The 19,543-nt window shown below is 65.3% G+C and carries 15 protein-coding genes; 10 read left to right on the plus strand and 5 right to left on the minus strand.

Annotation, left to right across the window (positions count from 1 at the left end; genetic code table 11):
• The first annotated feature begins 102 nt into the window (after nucleotides 1-102).
• The 8 genes from polA to MUU55_RS14765 all read left to right on the plus strand — a co-directional run bounded on the left by polA (nucleotide 103) and on the right by MUU55_RS14765 (nucleotide 11,667).
• Complete coding sequence (gene polA / locus MUU55_RS14730; RefSeq protein WP_244761478.1) at nucleotides 103-3,090, plus strand: DNA polymerase I; 2,988 nt, start codon at nucleotides 103-105, stop codon at nucleotides 3,088-3,090.
• A gap of 195 nt (nucleotides 3,091-3,285) precedes the next feature.
• Nucleotides 3,286-4,485 carry a glycosyltransferase family 4 protein gene (locus MUU55_RS14735; RefSeq protein WP_244761479.1) on the plus strand — a complete coding sequence of 400 codons (1,200 nt, stop codon included), beginning with the start codon at nucleotides 3,286-3,288 and terminating at the stop codon, nucleotides 4,483-4,485.
• 62 nt (nucleotides 4,486-4,547) lie between these two features.
• On the plus strand, nucleotides 4,548-5,600 hold the full coding sequence (locus tag MUU55_RS14740) for a glycoside hydrolase family 5 protein (protein WP_244761480.1): 1,053 nt from the start codon (nucleotides 4,548-4,550) through the stop codon (nucleotides 5,598-5,600).
• 311 nt (nucleotides 5,601-5,911) lie between these two features.
• On the plus strand, nucleotides 5,912-6,166 hold the full coding sequence (locus MUU55_RS14745; RefSeq protein ID WP_117368358.1) for an acyl carrier protein: 255 nt from the start codon (nucleotides 5,912-5,914) through the stop codon (nucleotides 6,164-6,166).
• Complete coding sequence (locus tag MUU55_RS14750) at nucleotides 6,163-7,335, plus strand: acyl-CoA dehydrogenase family protein (protein ID WP_244761481.1); 1,173 nt, start codon at nucleotides 6,163-6,165, stop codon at nucleotides 7,333-7,335. The genes MUU55_RS14745 and MUU55_RS14750 overlap by 4 nt, the downstream gene beginning before the upstream one ends.
• Nucleotides 7,336-7,339: 4 nt before the next feature.
• On the plus strand, nucleotides 7,340-8,254 hold the full coding sequence (locus MUU55_RS14755; RefSeq protein WP_244761482.1) for an amino acid--[acyl-carrier-protein] ligase: 915 nt from the start codon (nucleotides 7,340-7,342) through the stop codon (nucleotides 8,252-8,254).
• Nucleotide 8,255: 1 nt separating this feature from the next.
• The gene (locus MUU55_RS14760) at nucleotides 8,256-9,209 is read left to right on the plus strand and encodes a DUF1839 family protein (RefSeq protein ID WP_244761483.1); all 954 of its coding nucleotides are present in this window, start codon (nucleotides 8,256-8,258) and stop codon (nucleotides 9,207-9,209) included.
• A gap of 10 nt (nucleotides 9,210-9,219) precedes the next feature.
• Nucleotides 9,220-11,667 carry a glycoside hydrolase family 2 protein gene (locus MUU55_RS14765; protein ID WP_244761484.1) on the plus strand — a complete coding sequence of 816 codons (2,448 nt, stop codon included), beginning with the start codon at nucleotides 9,220-9,222 and terminating at the stop codon, nucleotides 11,665-11,667.
• 2 nt (nucleotides 11,668-11,669) lie between these two features.
• Here MUU55_RS14765 and MUU55_RS14770 read toward each other — a convergent pair whose 3' ends face one another.
• The 4 genes from MUU55_RS14770 to MUU55_RS14785 all read right to left on the minus strand — a co-directional run bounded on the left by MUU55_RS14770 (nucleotide 11,670) and on the right by MUU55_RS14785 (nucleotide 16,342).
• Nucleotides 11,670-13,433: an alpha/beta hydrolase gene (locus MUU55_RS14770; protein ID WP_244761485.1), complete on the minus strand. Its 1,764-nt coding sequence runs from the start codon at nucleotides 13,431-13,433 to the stop codon at nucleotides 11,670-11,672.
• A gap of 37 nt (nucleotides 13,434-13,470) precedes the next feature.
• Nucleotides 13,471-15,000 (minus strand): lipopolysaccharide biosynthesis protein, encoded by a 1,530-nt coding sequence (locus MUU55_RS14775; RefSeq protein WP_244761486.1) that lies wholly within the window; start codon nucleotides 14,998-15,000, stop codon nucleotides 13,471-13,473.
• A 72-nt stretch (nucleotides 15,001-15,072) separates the two neighbouring features.
• Nucleotides 15,073-16,017, minus strand: a complete 945-nt coding sequence (locus MUU55_RS14780) for a glycosyltransferase family 2 protein (RefSeq protein ID WP_244761487.1) — start codon at nucleotides 16,015-16,017, stop codon at nucleotides 15,073-15,075.
• A 136-nt stretch (nucleotides 16,018-16,153) separates the two neighbouring features.
• Nucleotides 16,154-16,342, minus strand: coding sequence for a hypothetical protein (locus MUU55_RS14785; RefSeq protein WP_244761488.1), 189 nt, complete (start codon nucleotides 16,340-16,342; stop codon nucleotides 16,154-16,156).
• Between the two features lie 148 nt (nucleotides 16,343-16,490).
• Between MUU55_RS14785 and MUU55_RS14790 the strand changes: the two genes are divergently transcribed.
• Both MUU55_RS14790 and MUU55_RS14795 read left to right on the plus strand, forming a co-directional pair.
• Complete coding sequence (locus MUU55_RS14790) at nucleotides 16,491-17,072, plus strand: IMPACT family protein (RefSeq protein ID WP_244761489.1); 582 nt, start codon at nucleotides 16,491-16,493, stop codon at nucleotides 17,070-17,072.
• Nucleotides 17,073-17,329: 257 nt separating this feature from the next.
• Entirely contained in the window at nucleotides 17,330-17,989 is a 660-nt protein-coding gene (locus MUU55_RS14795; RefSeq protein ID WP_244761490.1) for a peroxiredoxin, read from the plus strand.
• Nucleotides 17,990-18,153: 164 nt separating this feature from the next.
• On the opposite strand, the gene MUU55_RS14800 is transcribed toward MUU55_RS14795, so the two are convergent.
• Nucleotides 18,154-19,422, minus strand: coding sequence for a glycerate kinase type-2 family protein (locus tag MUU55_RS14800; protein WP_244761491.1), 1,269 nt, complete (start codon nucleotides 19,420-19,422; stop codon nucleotides 18,154-18,156).
• Nucleotides 19,423-19,543: the final 121 nt, after the last annotated feature.

A 19,543-nucleotide genomic window follows, 5' to 3' on the forward strand; every position in this document is an offset into this window, starting at 1 on the left:
TACAAATTGGTAACGTTCGTGTGAGGGTTTCAGGCCTTCTGAAAGGCCCTCGAACCGCAATGAGAGATGGACGCGGAAGGAAGCCCGCGCTATCCATTCCCCATGAAAAAAGGTGATCATCTCTTCCTCGTCGACGGCTCCGGTTTCATCTTCCGCGCCTTCCACGCCATCCCGCCGCTCAACCGCAAATCCGACGGTTTGCCGGTCAATGCCGTCTCGGGTTTCTGCAACATGCTGTGGAAGCTGCTGAAGGATGCGCGCAACACCGATGTGGGTGTCACGCCGACGCATTTCGCGGTCATCTTCGATTATTCCTCGAAGACCTTCCGCAATGCGCTCTACGACCAGTACAAGGCGAACCGCACGGCACCGCCGGAAGACCTGATCCCGCAGTTTGGCCTGATCCGCCATGCGACGCGCGCCTTCAACCTGCCCTGCATCGAGAAGGAAGGGTTCGAGGCCGACGACCTGATCGCCACCTATGCCCGGCTTGCCGAGGCCGACGGCGCCGACGTCACAATCGTCTCCTCCGACAAGGACCTCATGCAGCTCGTGACCGACAAGGTCTCGATGTATGACAGCATGAAGGACAAACAGATCTCCATTCCCGAAGTGATCGAGAAATGGGGCGTGCCGCCGGAGAAGATGATCGACCTGCAATCGCTGACTGGCGATTCCACCGACAATGTGCCGGGCGTGCCCGGCATCGGCCCGAAGACCGCTGCACAGCTGCTCGAGGAATACGGCGATCTCGACACGCTGCTCGCTCGCGCCGAGGAGATCAAGCAGGTCAAACGCCGCGAGAACATCATTGCCAACCGCGACCTCGTGCTGATCTCGCGCCAGCTTGTCACGCTGAAGACCGATACGCCGCTCGACACGACGCTGGACGAACTGACGCTGCACCCGCAGGACGGCCCGAAACTCATCGCCTTCCTGAAGGCGATGGAATTCACCACGCTAACGCGCCGCGTCGCGGAAGACTGTGCCTGTGATGCCGGCGCCATCGATGCGGCCGATGTGCCGGTCGAATGGGGTGCAGAGGCGCGCGGCCCGGATCTCGACAAGGGCGATGTCGCCGGCCCTGCCCTCGTGCTCGACGGCAACGAGACGGCGGCCGAGGCGGCCAAGACGCTGCTGCCCACCGCCGGCGCCGGTGGCGCAACACCCGCTTCGCTCGCCGGATCGCGGGCCGAGCGTTTTTCTGCCGCCCCTATCGACCATTCCACCTATGAGACGGTGCGCGATCTCGCCACCCTCGACCGCTGGATCGCCGCGGCGCGCGACACCGGCCTCGTCGCGTTCGACACCGAGACCACCTCGCTCGATGCCATGCAGGCCGAGCTCTGCGGCTTCTCGCTCGCCATTGCCGACAATGCCAAGGACCCGACGGGTGTGAAGATCCGCGCCTGCTACGTGCCGCTCAACCACAAGACCGGCGTCGGCGATCTGCTCGGCGGCGGGCTTGCCGAAGGGCAGATCCCGATCCGCGCGGCGCTGGAGCGACTGAAGTCGCTGCTTGAGGACCCCTCGGTCCTCAAGGTCGCGCAGAACCTCAAATACGATTACCTCGTCATGCGCCGCCACGGCATCACCGTGCAGAGCTTCGACGATACGATGCTGATGTCCTATGCGCTCGATGCCGGCGTGACGACACATGGCATGGACACGCTCTCGGAGCGTTGGCTCGGCCACAAGCCGATCGCCTACAAGGACGTCGCCGGTTCCGGCAAGGGCGCGCAGACCTTCGACATGGTCGACATTTCCCGCGCCACGGCCTACGCGGCCGAGGACGCCGACGTGACGCTGCGCCTCTGGCATGTGCTGAAGCCACGCCTTGCGGCAAACCGCATGACCGCCGTCTACGAGCGGCTGGAACGCCCGTTGGTGCCGGTGCTCGCGCGCATGGAAGAGCGCGGCATCACCATCGACCGGCAGGTCCTGTCCCGCCTGTCGGGCGAGCTGGCGCAGGGGGCCGCAGGCTACGAGGAAGAAATCTACGAGCTGGCCGGCGAGCGCTTCAACATCGGCTCGCCGAAACAGCTCGGCGATATCCTGTTCGGCAAGATGGGCCTGCCGGGCGCCTCCAAGACGAAGACCGGCCAGTGGTCGACCTCCGCGCAGGTGCTGGAAGACCTCGCCGCCCAGGGCATCCCGCTGCCGCGCAAGATCGTCGACTGGCGCCAGCTCACCAAGCTGAAATCCACCTATACCGACGCCCTCCCCGGCTTCGTGCATCCCGACACCAAGCGCGTGCACACCTCCTACGCGCTGGCCTCGACGACAACAGGCCGCCTGTCCTCGTCCGATCCGAACCTGCAGAACATTCCGGTCCGCACCGCCGAAGGCCGAAAAATCCGCACGGCCTTCATTTCGACGCCGGGCAACAAGCTGGTTTCGGCCGACTACAGCCAGATCGAGCTGCGCGTGCTCGCCCATGTCGCTGAAATCCCGCAGTTGAAACAGGCCTTTGCCGATGGCGTCGACATACATGCCATGACCGCATCGGAAATGTTCGGCGTTCCCGTCGAGGGCATGCCGTCGGAAGTGCGCCGCCGCGCCAAGGCGATCAATTTCGGCATCATCTACGGCATCTCAGCCTTCGGCCTCGCCAATCAGCTGTCGATCGAGCGGTCGGAAGCGAGCGACTACATCAAGAAATATTTCGAACGCTTCCCCGGCATCAAGGACTATATGGATTCGACAAAGGCCTTCGCCCGCGAGAACGGCTATGTCGAAACCATCTTCGGCCGCCGCGCGCACTATCCCGAGATCAAGTCGTCCAACCCCTCGGTGCGCGCCTTCAACGAACGCGCCTCGATCAACGCGCCGATCCAGGGTTCCGCCGCCGATATCATCCGCCGCGCCATGGTGAAGATGGAGCCGGCGCTGGCCGCGGCCGGTCTGTCCGCCCGTATGCTGCTCCAGGTGCACGACGAACTGATCTTCGAGGTCGAGGACGGCGAAGTCGACAAGGCCATCCCGGTCATCGTCGATGTCATGGAAAACGCCTCCATGCCGGCGCTTTCGATGAAAGTGCCGCTGAAGGTGGATGCGCGCGCCGCGACCAACTGGGACGAGGCGCACTGAGGCGTGCCACTACGCATGCTTGTCAGGGCGCGCGGCGGTTGCAATCTCTTAATCCTGTTTGCGGAAGGCCGCGCGCCTTAACGCGGCCTTAACATCGCAGGCGCCTTGATCGACGCGATTGGGCGCGATGGTGTCGCCCGGCAGCGTCGTCGCTCGAGCGGCTGCGGCGCTCGATCCCTGCTATGGATGACCGCGATGAGCCCTGCCACCCTTGCCGCCTCGAATGCATCAGCGCCGTTGGCCGTGCAGGTCGTGCGCCAGTACATCCCGAACCGCGGCGGGCTGGAGGATGTCGTGGCACAGCTGTCGCGCCAGCTTCTGTCGCGCGGTTTTCGCGTGCGGGTCGTGACACTCGACCGGCTGTTTTCCGCCCCCGACAAGACCTTGCCGGCGCGCGAGATCATCGATGGCGTCGAAGTCGTGCGCATCCCCTATTCCGGCAGCACGCGCTATCCGATCGCCCCGCAGGTCTTCCGCCACCTCTCGGACGCTGCGATCGTGCATGTGCACGCCATCGATTTCTTCTATGACGCACTCGCTTGGGGTTGGCTGGCGCATCGCAAGCCGCTGATCGCCACAACCCATGGCGGCTTCTTCCACACCGCGAAATTCTCCGGCCTCAAGACCGTCTGGTTCAACACGACGACGCGGCTTTCGGCGCTCGCCTATCGCCGCATCATCGGCTGCAGCGCGCAGGATACCCGCACCTTTCAGAAAGTCGCCGGCAGCCGCGTCGTGCGCATCGACAACGGTGCGGATACGCAGAAATTCGGCGATGCAGGCGCTCGCGACGCCTGCCGCCGGCTGATCACCGTCGGCCGCTTCTCCGTCAACAAGCGCCTCGACCGGCTGATGGACGCCATGGTGCCCCTCGCCGCCGCCGACCCGACCTGGCATCTCGACATTGCCGGCGTGCCCGGCGACCATTCCGCCGACGACCTGGCCGGCATGGTGCGCGCCCGTGGCCTCGACGCCAATGTCACCGTGCATATCGGCCTCTCCAACGAAGCCGTGCGCGGATTGATCGGCGACACCTCGCTCTTCGCGTCGGCGTCCGAATATGAGGGCTTCGGCCTCGTCGCCATCGAGGCGATGAGCGCCGGCCTCGTGCCGGTGCTGCATCCGAACGTCGCCTATACGGACCTTGCCGCCAGCCACCCGGAAATCCGGCTCTGTGATTTTTCCGATGCGCGCACGGCCGCCGACGGCATTGCAGGCGCTCACGCCATGCTGGCGCTCGATCCCGCCGGCTATCGCCGCGCGGCAATGGACGCTGCGGCAGCCTATTCCTGGGATCGCGTGGCGGATCGCTACGCAGACGTGTATCGTGCCACCCTTGGCGGGACCAAATACGGCGTGCCGCACGGGCGTCTCGCGGAACGTCCCGGCGCCTGACGCGTTCGGCCCCTTTGTTTTCACGCAGGTCCGGCGGCACCAAGCCCGGAACGGAGACAGGCATGGTATCCTCGGGCCGCGCATCGGCACTCTCGAAACTGGTGGTGGCAGCCATGGTCTCGTTTGCGATCCCCGCTCAGGCGGGTGCTGCCTGCCTGCGCGGCGTCAATCTGGCCGGCGCCGAGTTCGGCAAGGGTCGCGGCACCCATGGCAAGGATTATGCCTATCCCTCCGCCGAGACGATCGCCTATTTCGCCGGCAAGGGGTTCAACGCCGTGCGCTTGCCCTTCAAATGGGAGCGGCTGCAACCGCGCCTCAAGCGCGACTTCGACAAGGCGGAGCGCAAGCGGCTTTCCGAGACCGTGAAGGCGCTGCGCGCCGCAGGCCAGACCGTCATCCTCGATCCGCACAATTATGCCTATTACGGCGACAATCAGATCGGCTCGACCAAGGTGCCCGACAGCGCCTTCGCCGATTTCTGGAAGCGCCTGGCCGAGGACTACAAGGACGATGCCGGCGTGCAGTTCGGCCTGATGAACGAGCCGTATGACGTGACGGCAACGCAGTGGCTCGCCTCCGCCAATGCCGCCATCGCCGCCATCCGCGAGACGGGCGCAAAGAACCTCGTGCTGGTGCCCGGCACCATCTGGACCGGCGCGCACAGCTGGGAACAAGAGCGCGACGGCGGCGCCAACGGAACCGTCATGCTCGGCATCGAGGACCCCGCCGACAACCATGCCTACGAAGTACACCAGTATCTCGACGACGATTTTTCCGGCAAGGCGGAAACCTGCGCGCGGGCCGACGATGCGGTGAAGGCCCTGCAGGGTTTCACCGACTGGCTGAAGCGCAACGGCAAACGCGGCTTCCTCGGCGAGTTCGGCGGCTCCGCCGACAAGGCCTGCCTCGACGGACTGGCCCGCATGACGGCGCTGGTCAACAAGGAGCAGACCGTCTGGACCGGCTGGACCTATTGGGCCGGCGGCGACTGGTGGCCGGCGACGGAGGCGCTGAACATCCAGCCGACCGCCGATGGCGACCGGCCGCAGCTCGCCGCCCTCGTCGCCGGTGGCGGCCTGCCCGCGAAGCTCGGCGCCTGCCCGGCCCTTCCCTGAGCTGATTTTTCAAGCCCCGGAGCCGCCAATCCCATACGCTTTCAGAGTATGGCTAACGCAATGCAAATGGCATCGAACCGTGCCATTGCAATACAGCCGGGATTGCGCGCAACACGCTGAAAAAGCAGGGTCATTTAGTATTTCTTCATGAAGCCTCGGTGACGACCGGTTCAGTACGATTCACCTGCTTTTCCGGCTTCACAGAATCTTATCCATGTCCCTTCAGCCGATCTTATCAACCGTCGGTTATATCTTTCTCGAAGAATAAGCACAGCCAGCCCCGGCCGGCCGAGAAACCGATGGAGACGAACATGAAGCAGAAGATCCGCGATATCCTGGGCAAACATGGCGGCCTCCCGGTTCCGGTCGAGACGCTCGCCGACGATGCCGATCTCTATGCGGCAGGCCTGTCCTCCTTCGCCTCCGTGCAGGTGATGCTCGGCATCGAGGAAGCCTTCGATGTCGAATTCCCCGACAACCTGCTCAACCGCAAGTCCTTCCAGAGCGTGGACGCGATCACGCGGGCGGTCTCGAGCCTCGTCGGCAATGCGGAGGCCGCCGAATGACCCTCACCGTCGGTTCGAGCCTTGCGGAACGCGCCGAGCGCGTTTCCGCCGTGGCCGCAGTGCATGCCGACGATGTGGACGTCAAGGGCCGCTTCCCGCGGGAAGCCGTCGACGCGATGATCGCCGAGCGGCTGTTGTCCATCCAGATCCCCGCCGCTCTCGGTGGCGAGGACGCGTCGCTTTCGCAGATCGCGGAAGTCTGTTCACTGCTCGGCCAGAGCTGCTCGGCGGCGGCCATGGTCTTCGCCATGCACCACATCAAGCTGTCGAGCCTCGTCTCGCACGGCGCGGGTGATGCCTGGCATTCCGCCTTCATGCGCCGGGTCTCCGACGAACAGCTGCTGCTCGCCTCGGCGACGACCGAGGGCGGCATCGGCGGCAATCTGCGCAACAGCATCTGCGCCATCGAAATCGAAGGCGACACCTGCCGCCTGACCAAGGACGCCACCGTCATCTCCTACGGCGCCCATGCCGATGCGATCCTCATCACCTCGCGGGCGCATGCGGATGCCGCCTCGACCGACCAGGTCATGACGGTCTTCACCAAAGACCAGTACACACTGGAGCAGACCCATGTGTGGGATACGCTCGGCATGCGCGGCACCTGCTCGGACGGCTGGCTGTTCAAGGGCGAGGCGCCGAAGGAACAGATCCTTCCCAAGCCCTTCGCCGAGATCGCGGCACAGTCGATGCTCGCCACCTCGCACCTCCTTTGGAGCGCCGTCTGGTACGGCATCGCCGTCAACGCGGTTGCCCGCGCCCAGGCCTTCGTCCGCGCCGCTGCCCGCAAGAGCCCCGGCCAGACACCGCCCGGCGCGCTGCGCCTGGCGGAAGCCTCCAACCTGCTGCAGCTCGTGAAGTCCAACACCATCGCCGGCCTTCGCGAATACGAAGCGGCAAAGGCGGATCCGGACCGGCTCTCCTCCATGGGCTTCGCGGTCGCGATGAACAACGTGAAGATCGCCTCTTCCGAGACGATCCTTGCCATCATCAACCAGGCGATGCTGATCGTCGGCATCATGGGCTACAAGAACGGCACGCCGTTCAGCATCGGCCGGCACCTGCGAGATGCGCATTCCGCCCAGTTGATGATTTCCAACGACCGCATCCTCGGCAACACGTCCAACCTCCTGCTTGTTCACAAGCAGGACACCAGCCTGATCGGGTGACACCATGGATATGCAGACTTCGCTTCTCGACCGGCTCTTCGATTCCGGTCTGCTCATCGATACCGGCGTCGAGGGCCTCTATGGCCGCTCGGGCGCCTTCGAGGATGTGATCGCCCGCTTCGAACGGCTGATCGATGCCTTCGGCGGTGCCGATGGCGCGGAGGCCATGCGCTTTCCGCCGGGCATGAACCGCGCGCATTTCGAAACATCAGGCTACATGAAGAGCTTCCCGCAGCTCGCCGGCACCGTGCACAGCTTCTGCGGCGGCGATGCCGACCACATGAACCTGCTGCAGTGCATGGAAGTGAACGGCGACTGGACCAAGGACCAGAAGGCGACCGACATCGTGCTGACGCCGGCCGCCTGCTATCCGCTCTATCCGACCATCGCCAAGCGCGGCCGCCTGCCGGCCAAGGGCGGCCTCTACGACCTGCAGTCCTACTGCTTCCGCCATGAGCCGTCGAACGACCCGGCCCGCCAGCAGCTGTTCCGCATGCGCGAATATGTCTGCATGGGCACGCAGGAGCACGTCACCGAGTTCCGCCAGACCTGGATGGATCGCGGTCTCGAGATGATGGCCAAGGTCGGCCTCGACGTGACGATGGACGTGGCCAACGACCCGTTCTTCGGCCGCGCCGGCCGCATGATGGCCAACAACCAGCGCGACCAGAACCTGAAGTTCGAACTGCTGATCCCCGTCACCTCGGCTGCCAAGCCGACGGCCTGCATGAGCTTCAACTACCATCAGGACGCCTTCGGCGCGAAGTGGGGCCTGAACCTCGAAAACGGCGACGTCGCGCACACCGCCTGCGTCGGCTTCGGCCTGGAGCGCATCGCGCTCGCGCTGTTTGCCCGTCACGGCATGGATATCGCGCTCTGGCCGGCCGATGTCCGCAAGACGCTCGGATACCAGGACTGACATGGCTGCCGTCTTCGCCGGGGCCAATCCCGAGACCTACCGGCCGCATGCCCTGCACGACGCGGAGCGCATGTGGCCGGAGACGAACTGCTACGTCGATCTCTGGATCGAGGTGCTGAACGCGTTCGGCACCCATCCCGAGGCGATGCTCGGCTTTTCGCTGACCCAGGATTTCGAAGGCGACCAGTTCACCTTCTTCAAGGTGCCGCTGGAAGACCTCGAAGCGCTCTACGGCATCCGCACGACGGAACTCGCCATCTTCGATAAAGTGGAAAGCCACGTCGCGACGCAGATCGCCCGCGGCCGCCTCTGCCTCGTCGAGATGGATAGCTTCTACATGCCTGATACCCGCGGTGTGGCCTACCGGCAGGAGCACGGCAAGACGACGGTCGCCATCAACCGGCTGGATCTCGAAAACAAGCAGCTCGACTACTTCCACAATGCCGGCTTCTTCCGGCTGGAAGGCGAGGATTTCGATGGCCTGCTCCAGCTGAACAACGGCCCGGACGCTCTGCCCTTCCTGCCCTATACGGAATTCGCCAAGTTCCCGGAACAGCGGCCCGACGAAGCGCATCTGCGCCGCGGAGCCAAGCGCCTGCTCGCCTTCCATTTCGGCCGGCGCCCGACGGAAAACCCGGTTGCGGCCTTCGCGAAGGTGTTTCCGAAGCAGGTCGAGGCGGTGGCGGAGCGTCCCTTCGGCTTCTTCCACAAATATGCCTTCAACACGCTGCGCCAGCTCGGCGCCAATTTCGAGCTGGCCGGCAGCCATCTCGACTGGCTCGGTCTTGATGGCGGAGACACCGCGCGCAAAATCTCGGAGACGGCGAAGTCGGTGCAGTTCCAGCTCGCCCGCGCCGTGACGCGCCGGAAGTTCGATCCGCTGGCGACAGCACTCGATCCGGCGATCGAAGCGTGGGATACACTGATGGCTGATCTGGCCACCCGCATCGACTGAGGAAGACGAAATGTCCGAGACCGGAAAGGCGCTTTCCACCGGCTGGCGCATGGCGCTGACCGCGGCCAATGCCGCCGCCGACCCGGCCGCGCTGGAAAGCCTTTCCGATCTCCTCGATGCCCCCGTGCCCGGCACTGTCGCCGGTGCGCTGGAACGCGCCGGCCGCTTCGACCGCACCGCGCCCGAACCGCTCGACCATCTCGACGCCTGGTACGTGCTCGACCTCGCGGGCGAGGCGCCGGGCGAGGCCATGCTGCATTTCGAAGGCCTCGCGACGATCACCGAAATCTGGTGGAACGGCGCGCTTGTGCTCGCCTCCGACAGCATGTTCGTGCGCCACGCGCTTCCGGTCACGCTGACCGGCAACGATCGGCTCTTTCTCTGCTTTCGTGCGCTGAAACCGCATCTGGAAAAACGCGCCGCCCGTGCCCGCTGGCGCCCGCAGATGATCACGCCGCAGGGCCTGCGCCTCGTGCGCACCACGCTGCTCGGCCGCATGCCTGGCTGGTGCCCGGAGGTCCATGCCACTGGTCCGTGGCGACCGGTGCGCCTGACGCGGCCGACGCCGGCCATGGCAAGCGATATCCGCCTCTCCGCGCGCCTGCACGAAAACGGCAAGGGCCAGCTGGAGATCGGCTTCACGCTCGACAGTGCGAGAGCGCCGGTCGTTGAATGCGCCGGCGTTGCCGTCGAAGCGATCCCGAACAGCGACCGCAGCTTCAGCGCCAGCCTCACCATTCCTGGCGTCGAAGCCTGGTGGCCGCACACCCATGGTGGACCCGTCCTGCACGACATTTCCCTCGTGGTGGATGGCGTCAGGCAAAACCTCGGCCGCACCGGCTTCCGCCGCATCGAGATCGACCGTGGTTCCGACGGCCGCGACTTCGCGCTTGTCGTCAACGGCACAAAGATCTTCTGCCGCGGCGCGGTCTGGACCAATGCCGATATCGTCGACTTGCCGGGCACGCGCGAGCGCTACGAACCGCTGCTGAGGCTCGCCGCCGACGCCAACATGAACATGCTGCGCATCGGCGGCACCATGGCCTATGAGACGCCGGAGTTCTTCGCGCTCTGCGACGAACTCGGCATCCTCGTCTGGCACGATTTCCAGTTCGCCAATTTTGATTACCCGGCGAACGACCCGGCTTTCGTCGCGAATGTGCAGACGGAAGTTTCGCAGTTCCTCGACGCCACCGCCGCTTCGCCGTCACTCGCTGTACTCTGCGGCGGCAGCGAGATCGACCAGCAGGCGGCGATGCTCGGCCTGCCGGAGACGGCTTGGGCCGGGCCGCTGACGCTAGACATCCTGCCGGCGCTCGTTGCGGCGCACCGACCCGACGTGCCCTATGTCGAAAATTCACCCAGTGGCGGCGCCATGCCCTTTTCGCCCAATACCGGCGTTACGCACTATTATGGCGTCGGCGCCTATTGCCGGGCGCTGGACGATGCGCGCCGCGCGGAAGTGCGCTTTGCCGCCGAAAGCCTCGCCTTCGCCAATGTGCCGGAGCAGGAAACGCTCGATGCGCATCTGCCCGTGCCGGCGGTGCACGATCCGCGCTGGAAAGCCCGCGTGCCACGCGACCGCGGCGCCTCCTGGGATTTCGAGGATGTGCGCGACCACTATCTCGGCCTGCTCTATGAAGAAGACCCGGCCCGCCTGCGCCGCGAAGACCCTTCGCGCTATCTTGATCTCTCCCGCGCGGCCGTCGCCGAGGTGATGGAAGCGACCTTTGCCGAATGGCGGCGCGAACGATCGACCTGCAACGGCGCGCTGGTCTGGACATATCAGGACCTGCTGCCCGGCGCGGGCTGGGGCATCGTCGATGCGACGGGCCTGCCGAAATCCGCCTGGCATGCGCTGCGCCGCGCCTTCCGTCCCGTGCAGGTCACGCTGTCCGACGAGGGCACGAACGGCCTCGATGTACATGTGCGCAACGACAGCGCCCGCAAACATCAACTGACGCTGGAACTCGCCTGCCTGCGCCACGGCCGACAGACCGTCGTTTCCGGCAAGCGCGAGATGGCGCTCGCCCCGCATTCATCCACGACGCTGCCGGCGACCGATCTCTTTGGCGCCTTCTTCGACACGACCTACGCGTTCCGCTTCGGCCCGCCGGCCCATGACATCACGGTCGGCCGGCTGGTGGATGGCGAGGGGCGGACGGTGGCCGAGGCCTTTCATTTTCCGCGCGGCCGGGCGAAGGCAATGTCGCCCGCCATGCTTTCGGCAGAGCTGCGGCAAGATGCCGAGAACTGGGTGCTCGATCTGTCGACGGACCGCTTCGTCCAGTCCGTCGCCATCGAGGCGGAGGGCTTTCTGGCCGGGGACAGCTGGTTTCATCTGGCGCCGGGCAGGATCAAGTCTATCCGGCTCTCACCGCGCGTCGGTACAGACACCGCGGCAAAGCCGCAGGGCACCGTCCGCGGCATCGGCGCGGAAACCGTCATTTCCTTCTGAGGTCAGCCGGCCTTCAGGGCCGTATCGAGCAGCAGCGCGCGATAGGCAGCCTGCGCCTGCGGCGGCGACAGGTTGTGATCGGCATCGGCGATCGTCGCGATCGTGACATTGCCGTGGTGCGAGAGGCCCCGGCGGCCGAAATCGAGTTTTAAACGCTCCAGCCCGACGTCGCCTTCACTGTAGATCAACAGGACGGGAACCTTGCGGGCCGCAAGATCGTGGAAATCGCCATGCGCCGCCAGGCTCAGCCGGCCGGCGCGGGTGAAGCGACCGAAAAGACCGGGCGCCAGCGCGACAAGCCGGCGAAGGATCTGCAGGCCTACATTGGACAGCGCCCGGCCGAGATTGATATCCCCGGCGAAAAGGCGACGGAAGGTTGCCGGGTCGAAGAGGCGTTGACGGTAGTCGCCGAGCGAGCGCGGATTGGCCCTGAGCGCCTCGTCGACCGACATGTCCGGATCCCAGCGGAACGTATAGACATTGACTGGGACGACACCGGCAATGCGGCTGTCGGCAACGGCGGCACGGAAGGCGAGATAGGCCCCGCTGCACCGGCCGGCAGCAATGACCGGCCCGAAACCGCGTGCAGACAGAAGGTCGAGCGCCGCACGCGCATCGGCAAGCTGCGTATCGCTGTACTGTACCTGCTCGGGCGCGGCGGGCGCCGGCGGGCTGTCGCCGACATTCGCCGCGTCGAAACGCAGCGAGGCGATGCCGTTTCGGGCAAGATGACGCGCCGTTTCCGTCACGCCCCTTGCCCAGCCGGCCTGCCGGTCATACGCCGTACCGAAGAGGAGGACGGTGGCGCCACGGCGCGGGCCAGCGGGCGTGCAGAGCGTACCGGCAAGGCGGCCGTTTTCGGCGAAGCGCAGCGGCTCCTCGACAAAACCGTCCCCTTGCAGAAGGGCCGGGCAAGGCAACGGCTCGGTCGCGCCGGCGGCTGCTTCCTCACGCGCGAACCGCGCAAGCCACTCCGCGACGCCGTCGATCACCGCCAGCGGCTGACGCGCCAGCGTGGGGTTTGAAACAAGATCGTCATAACCGGCATAGTCGAGGCGGGCCACCTCTGCACCGAGGCTGGCAAGATGGGCGGCAAGGGCCGCATCCTTGTCCCGCCCTGGCCGCTCGACCACCAGGGTCTTCGCAAAAGGCAGCGCTTCCAGCCGCTCCACATTGAGGCCGCGTACGCTTTCCGCGATCTTTTCCGGCAGGACCAGACCGGCAATGGCAATGCCGCCGGCAATGCGCTGCTCCGGCCGCAATCCCAGTCCCTCGTCGACCATCTTCGACCAGGCCGAGAGCTCGCGCAGATAGAATCGGCCGCTGACGACGGGGGCCATCAACACGGCCGCGTCTGCGCCGAGCGTCATGCCGAGCCGGGTGGCGAACGTGGCTCCGAGGCCGTGGCCGATCAGCACCAGCCGGCGGGCGCCGGAGAGGCGGCGAAGGGTGCGTGCCGCTTCGGCGGCAGCCAGATCCCAGGTTTCGAGATCGGGCGCGGCTGCCGGATCGAGTGCATCGCCGGTGCCGGGATAGTCGAAGCGCAGGCTGGCAAGACCTTGTACCGCGGCCCGTTCGGCGAGAAGACGCCAGAGTTTTCGCGTGCACATTTCTTCGAAGCCCCAGGGGCTGAGGAACAGCACGGCGGCATCTGACGGCAGGCTTCCAGCCGCCGGCGGCGTATAGAGACCGACGGTTTCTGCGAAAACGACGGGACATGCCGCCTCGCCCGGATGCCAGGCGGGCACGGCTGCGTTCTCTGACATTGCTTCGCTCTTGCCATCGTCCCGGTGCATGCCACCCTCATTCCCCGGCCGGCTGGGCGGACGGCAGCGGCACAACGAAGGCCAGCAGCCGGCGCGCGATGCGGCCGGGCTTCATTGGCAGCGATTTCAGCATGCCGTCAATCACCGCCCCGTCTTCCGGCGGCACGGCGCGCAGCAGGCGCAGCAGCACCGCATAGGCGGTGGCGCCGGCAACGATCCCGGCCCCGACGCCGACAAAGCCGCCGATCTCCTCCGCGACAGGCCAGGCAGCAAGGCCGCAGCCGGCACCGGCAACCGCCACCTTGACCAGAACGAGCGGCAGACGCGCGGACATGGCGCCACGGCCGACGCCGGTCAGAAGCAGCACGGCCATGACGGCGAAGACCACGCCGCGCACCGCCGCCGCTCCTGTCCCGCCCCAGGCGGGCACGACGAGCAGGCAGCCGATGACCATCAGCGTCGCACCGATACCGCTGGCGACGAGGCGAATCTTCACCCGGTCCATGGAATAGAGATACTGGGTGATGAGCTGGCCGAGAACATAAGCGGGCGAGCCTGCCGCCAGGATCGCCACGATCAATCCAGCCTCGGCGAAGGGTGCCCCATAGACGGCCGTGACCAGCGGATGGGCGATCGCGGCAAGGCCGAAGCACAGCGGGAAGGTGATATAGGCGAAGCTACGCACCACGCCATCGAATATCGCCGCATGCGCCATATCGCCGGAGGCCTCGCGCCGCTCGGCATAGTAGGGCAGCAGGCTCCCGGTCAGCTGTACCGGAAGCTGCAACGCCAGGTTGGCAAGCGACAGCGCCACCGCATAGAAGCCGACCTCGCCGAGCGATCGGAAATGCTGCAGGAAAAACAGTTCCGGCCGGTTGAGAAAGATGGCGCTGACGACATATTCGACGAAGATAACCGCGGAAGTGGCGAGCAGGTAGCGACGGCGATAGCCCGCGCTGTCGCGGCGCACGCCGAACAGGCCGAGCGTGAAGAGAAACTGCACGCACTGGCCGGTGATATAGCCGAACAGCGCGCCTTCAATGCCGTATAGAACGGCGCCGGCGATGACGAAGGTCATCTGGAGGAGGGAGGAGAGCGCCGTGATGCGGAAGAAGGTGCCGACGCGCTGCTCGCCGATCAGAAAGTTCTTGGAAAACGAGCCGATCGACTGGATGAGCAGCAGGGTGGCGGTGAGCACGACGATGCCCGTCGTGACATCCGTGCCGTAGAGCAGTTCCGTCTTGAACGACAGGCCGAAATAGAGCGCAACGAGAATGAGGGTCGATGCGATGACCGGCAGCGCGAGATAGGCCGCGAAGCCGCGCCGGCCCGCTTCGTCAACGCCGCGGGCCTTCAATTGCGGCAGGAGGCGCAGCAGCAGCACGCCCGTGCCGAGTTCGGCGACCAGCGCACCCGTGGCGCCGATCCAGAGCGCGAAGGCGACGGTGCCGTTCGCCTCCGGTCCGAGCAGGCGCGCGACAAGGATCGAGCAGGCAAAACCCGTCACCAGCAGCAGCATGCCCGCCGCCGCGTTCATGATCGAATTGGACATGATGCCCTTGCTCATCGGTCGTTCCATCCGCCGCATCAACCGTAACAATCCTACGGTTCTTCACGGGGGAACCCTATGGCGAAACCCTTAAGATATCGTCGTTCCACCGGGGGCCGCGCGCCAGCCGGACCAGCGGCCGGCGAGGATTTCCCGCGAACGGCGGGCAAGGGCGGGCCGGCCGGTCAGCGTATAGACCGCCATGCCGGCGACCGGGCGCAGGAGATGGGGCAGGTAATCGAGAAAACGATAGCCATGCTTGCGCATGACGTAGCCAAGTCCCGCGCCGTAGACACGCATTTTACGCGCGCCGTCAGGGGTTTCGGCAAGCAGCCGGTCATCGGGATGATGGCCGGTAAGATCGGGGTCGTAGCGACCCTTCGCACCGCCCGAGAGCAGGTTCAAGGCCAGATCCTGCACCTCGTAGGCGCCCCATGGCGTGCCGGAACCCGGGCCAATGCGGGCGTCGAAGCCGCCGGCTTTCGCAAAAGCCTCGCGGCGGACGAACAGCATCCATTCGATCAGCGTCGTCCAGACGTTTTCCCGCTCGATGGGCTGAGGCATGGACGAGAAGCGCCCCATGATCGTCTCGCCCTGGGCATTGACGGCGCGGCCGCAATAGAAATCGACCGGAGCGGCGGCGGAAACCGCATCGAAGCGTTTCAGGAGATCGGCAGGGTACCAGCAATCGTCATCCGGGAAGAGGAGCCATGTGCCCCGCGCCTCGGCGGCACCCAGATTGCGGGCGCGGCAGACGCCGGGGCGATCGGTTCTCAGATGCCGGATATGCAGGCGGTCGGCCCAGGCCGCGACGACGGGCACGAGACGGTCGTCCCTGTTCTGATCGACGAGGATGACTTCGAAATCGCGCCGGCCGAAGGCGGCGAGCGAAGCGAAAAGCAGCTCAAGCTCGCTGGAGCGACCGAGCGTTGCGACAACCATCGACAGGAGAAAAACCGGATCGTCCGGAAACATGAGCAGGCCTTGCAAACGATCGATGGTGGCGGCGACGGTGCGGTCTCCCGCCCGTCTCACGCAATTTGTCTACAAAACCTTAATGCAGGATGAATGGCCCCAAAAAAACCGACAGATGCGTGCCGTTCCGGCCAAACCGGAAAAACCCTGACCACAGGAAATCACCCGTCATTTCCTGTGGTCGCGCCATCAACCCTCAGAAGAAGACATGCAGCGGCCACTGCACGGGGCGACGAGCGGACGAGAGGCGGCTGCCTTCAAGCGGCAGACGTTCTTCGCTGACGGCACCGGCCGTAGTGTCCTCACGCACCTGTTCGTCCTTCGGCTGGAAGCCGACCGGATAGAGGTTGAAATAACCAAGCGTCACGCCGCCGAGATACATCATGCGCTACTCCGTTTCCTTAACGTCCCGGCAAACATCATGGCGGAATCGTGGCGACTGTCAATAGTCTATAGAATTTGTGCTCTATTCTGCACTTGCTGGAGGACGTCCGCGCGGCTAGGAGGCGATACAGACCAACGGATGCCACCCCTTGTACACACTGGACCAGACCGAGCATTTCGAGCAGGAGATCCGCAAGAGCCGGTTCCTGGCGATCGCCTGCCCGGTCGAGAACGAGGCGGAGGCGAAGGCGCGGCTGGCGGAGGTTTCCGATCTCTCGGCAAACCACAATTGCTGGGCCTGGCGCATCGGACAAGCTTACCGTTTCAGCGACGACGGCGAGCCGAGCGGCACGGCGGGCAAACCGATCCTGCAGGCGATCGACGGCCAGACGCTCGACCGCACGCTGGTGGTCGTCACGCGCTGGTTCGGCGGCATTCTTCTCGGCAGCGGCGGACTGATGCGCGCCTATGGCGGCACGGCAGCACTTTGCCTGCGGGCGGCGGCGAAGACCGAATATGTCGAACGCGCAGCACTTTCCGTCTCGCTCGGCTTTTCCGATCTGTCGCTGGTCAAGGCGCGGCTTGCGGCGCTGCCCGGCTTGATGATCGATGACGAGGTTTTCCATGATAGCGGCGCGCGCCTGTTCTTCCGCATTCCCTCGGAGCGGGCGGAAGAAACGCTGCGGCTGATCGTCGATCTGACGAGCGGGCGTGCCGAAATCGGCGAATAGGGCCTGCTTCACGCTTTCCGCGAAATAAAATCACCTTTCCATTCGCAAGCGGCTTGGCGGAACGGTTTGGCGTGCGGCGCTGGTCTCGCCGAAAGCCTTCTTTCCAGGGGCGAAAACGGCGCAAAGATGCGCTCGCCGCCCCTCGTCCGTCTGCACCCGGCCGCTATAGGCAATCGGAGATTTTCGGTCTATCTAACCGCCCGGATACACTTTTCGCGGGCTCTGCCTGCGATCCCGCACGACAGAGAGGACGACCCATGAGCCTTCGCATCAACGACATCGCTCCTGATTTCACCGCCGAAACCACCGCCGGCACGATCAATTTCCATGAGTGGATCGGCAATGGCTGGGCCGTGCTCTTCTCGCACCCGAAGAACTTCACCCCGGTCTGCACCACCGAGCTCGGCGCCATGGCCGGCATCGAGGGCGAATTCCGCAAGCGCGGCGTCAAGATCATCGGCATCTCCGTCGATCCGGTCGACAGCCACACCAAGTGGAAGGCCGACATCCGCACCGCCACCGGCTTCGACGTCGATTATCCGCTGATCGGCGACAAGGACCTCGCCGTCGCCAAGCTCTACGACATGCTGCCGGCCGCCGCCGGCGATAGCTCCGAGGGCCGCACGCCTGCCGACAACGCGACGGTCCGCTCGGTCTTCGTCATCGGCCCCGACAAGAAGATCAAGCTGATCCTCACCTACCCGATGACGACGGGCCGCAATTTCGCGGAAATCCTGCGCGCCATCGATTCGATTCAGCTGACCAGCAAGCACCAAGTCGCGACCCCGGCCAACTGGCAGCAGGGCGACGACGTCATCATCACCGCCGCCGTCTCCAACGAGGACGCCATCGCGCGCTTCGGCTCGTTCGATACGGTTCTGCCCTACCTGCGCAAGACCAAGCAGCCGGCTGCCTAAGGCACGCGCCCTTTCCTCCGTTATGCTCGGGCTCGACCCGAGCATCCCACCCGCTGCGGGTGGGGCGTGGATCCTCGGCTCAAGGCCGAGGATGACGTCAGTGCGGAGGATAACGATCGCCTATAACAAAACAGCCCCGGAAACCGGGGCTGTTTTCGTTTGGGCTACTGAATGAGGATCGCCCTGAAGTCATTAACATTCGTGCCCGTTGGCCCTGGCACGAAAAGATCGCCCAAAGCGTCGAAGACGGACCAGCTGTCATTGCGCGCGAGGTACTCGGCAGCATCCTTGCCCTTGTCGGCGAGGCGGGCGACGGTGGTGCCGTCGGCGAAGGCGCCGGCATTGTCCTCCGAACCGTCGATACCGTCCGTATCGGCGGCAAGCGCATAGAGGCCTTCCAGACCATCGGTGGCGCAGGCGAAGGAGAGCAGGAATTCGCCATTGCGGCCGCCCTTGCCCTTCCCCTTGATCGTCACGGTGGTCTCGCCCCCCGAGAGAATGACCACAGGCTTCGTGAACGGCCGGTCGCGACGCACCACTTCGGCGGCGATGGCGGCATGCACGCGGCCGACTTCGGAGGCCTCGCCCTCGATGGCGTCGGACAGGATGACGGCTTCGACGCCGGCCTTGCGGGCGGCGTCGGCCGCAGCCTCCAAGGACACGGCGGCGGACGCGACGAGCTTCACCTCGTTGCGGGCAAAACAGGCGTCCGTCGGCAGCGGCGGCTCATCCTTGCCGCCCTGGATATGGCGCATGACGGCCTCAGGCAGATCGAGGCGGTAGCGTTCGATGAGACGCAGCGCATCGGCGCGCGTGGTGGCGTCAGCGATGGTCGGGCCGGAGGCGACGAGCGCCGGATTGTCGCCGGGAATATCGGAGACGACGAGCGAGACGACGCGGGCCGGATGGGCGAGGGCCGCAAGCCGACCGCCCTTGATGCGCGAGACCTGCTTGCGCACGGCGTTCATGGCGCTGATCGGTGCGCCGGAGGCCAGAAGTGCCTTGTTGACGGCTATTTCATCGGCCAGCGTCAGGTCGCCGGCCGGGGCCGGCAGGAGAGCGGATCCTCCTCCGCAGACCAGCGCGACGACGAGATCGTCCTCGGTCAGGTCTCGCACGGCAGCCATCAGGCGGCCGGAGGCGAGAAGGCCGCTGTCATCGGGCACCGGGTGGGCGGCTTCGAGGACTTCGATACGTTCGCACGGGACGGCATAACCATAGCGCGTGACGATCACGCCGGTCAGCGGCGCATCCCACAGGCGCTCGAAGGCGCGGGCCATCTGTGCCGCACCCTTGCCGGCGCCGATCACCACCGTGCGCCCCTTGGGCTTTTCCGGCAGATTGGCGGCAAGCACCTTCTCCGGGTCGGCAGCGGCGACCGCGACGGAAAACAGGGTTTCGAGAAAGGCGCGCGGGTCTACGATAGCGGGCATCGGGTTCCTCCAAGTCTGCGGTGCGCAGGTCTTATAAAACATAACCCCTCATCCGCAAGCCACGCCGTTTCCCGGATGAGAGAAGGCGAGGCGGGATGAGGGGTCATGTCTCCTCCAGAAG

It is taken from the genome of Shinella curvata (genome assembly GCF_022899935.1).
GTDB classification, from domain to species: Bacteria; Pseudomonadota; Alphaproteobacteria; order Rhizobiales; family Rhizobiaceae; genus Shinella; species Shinella curvata.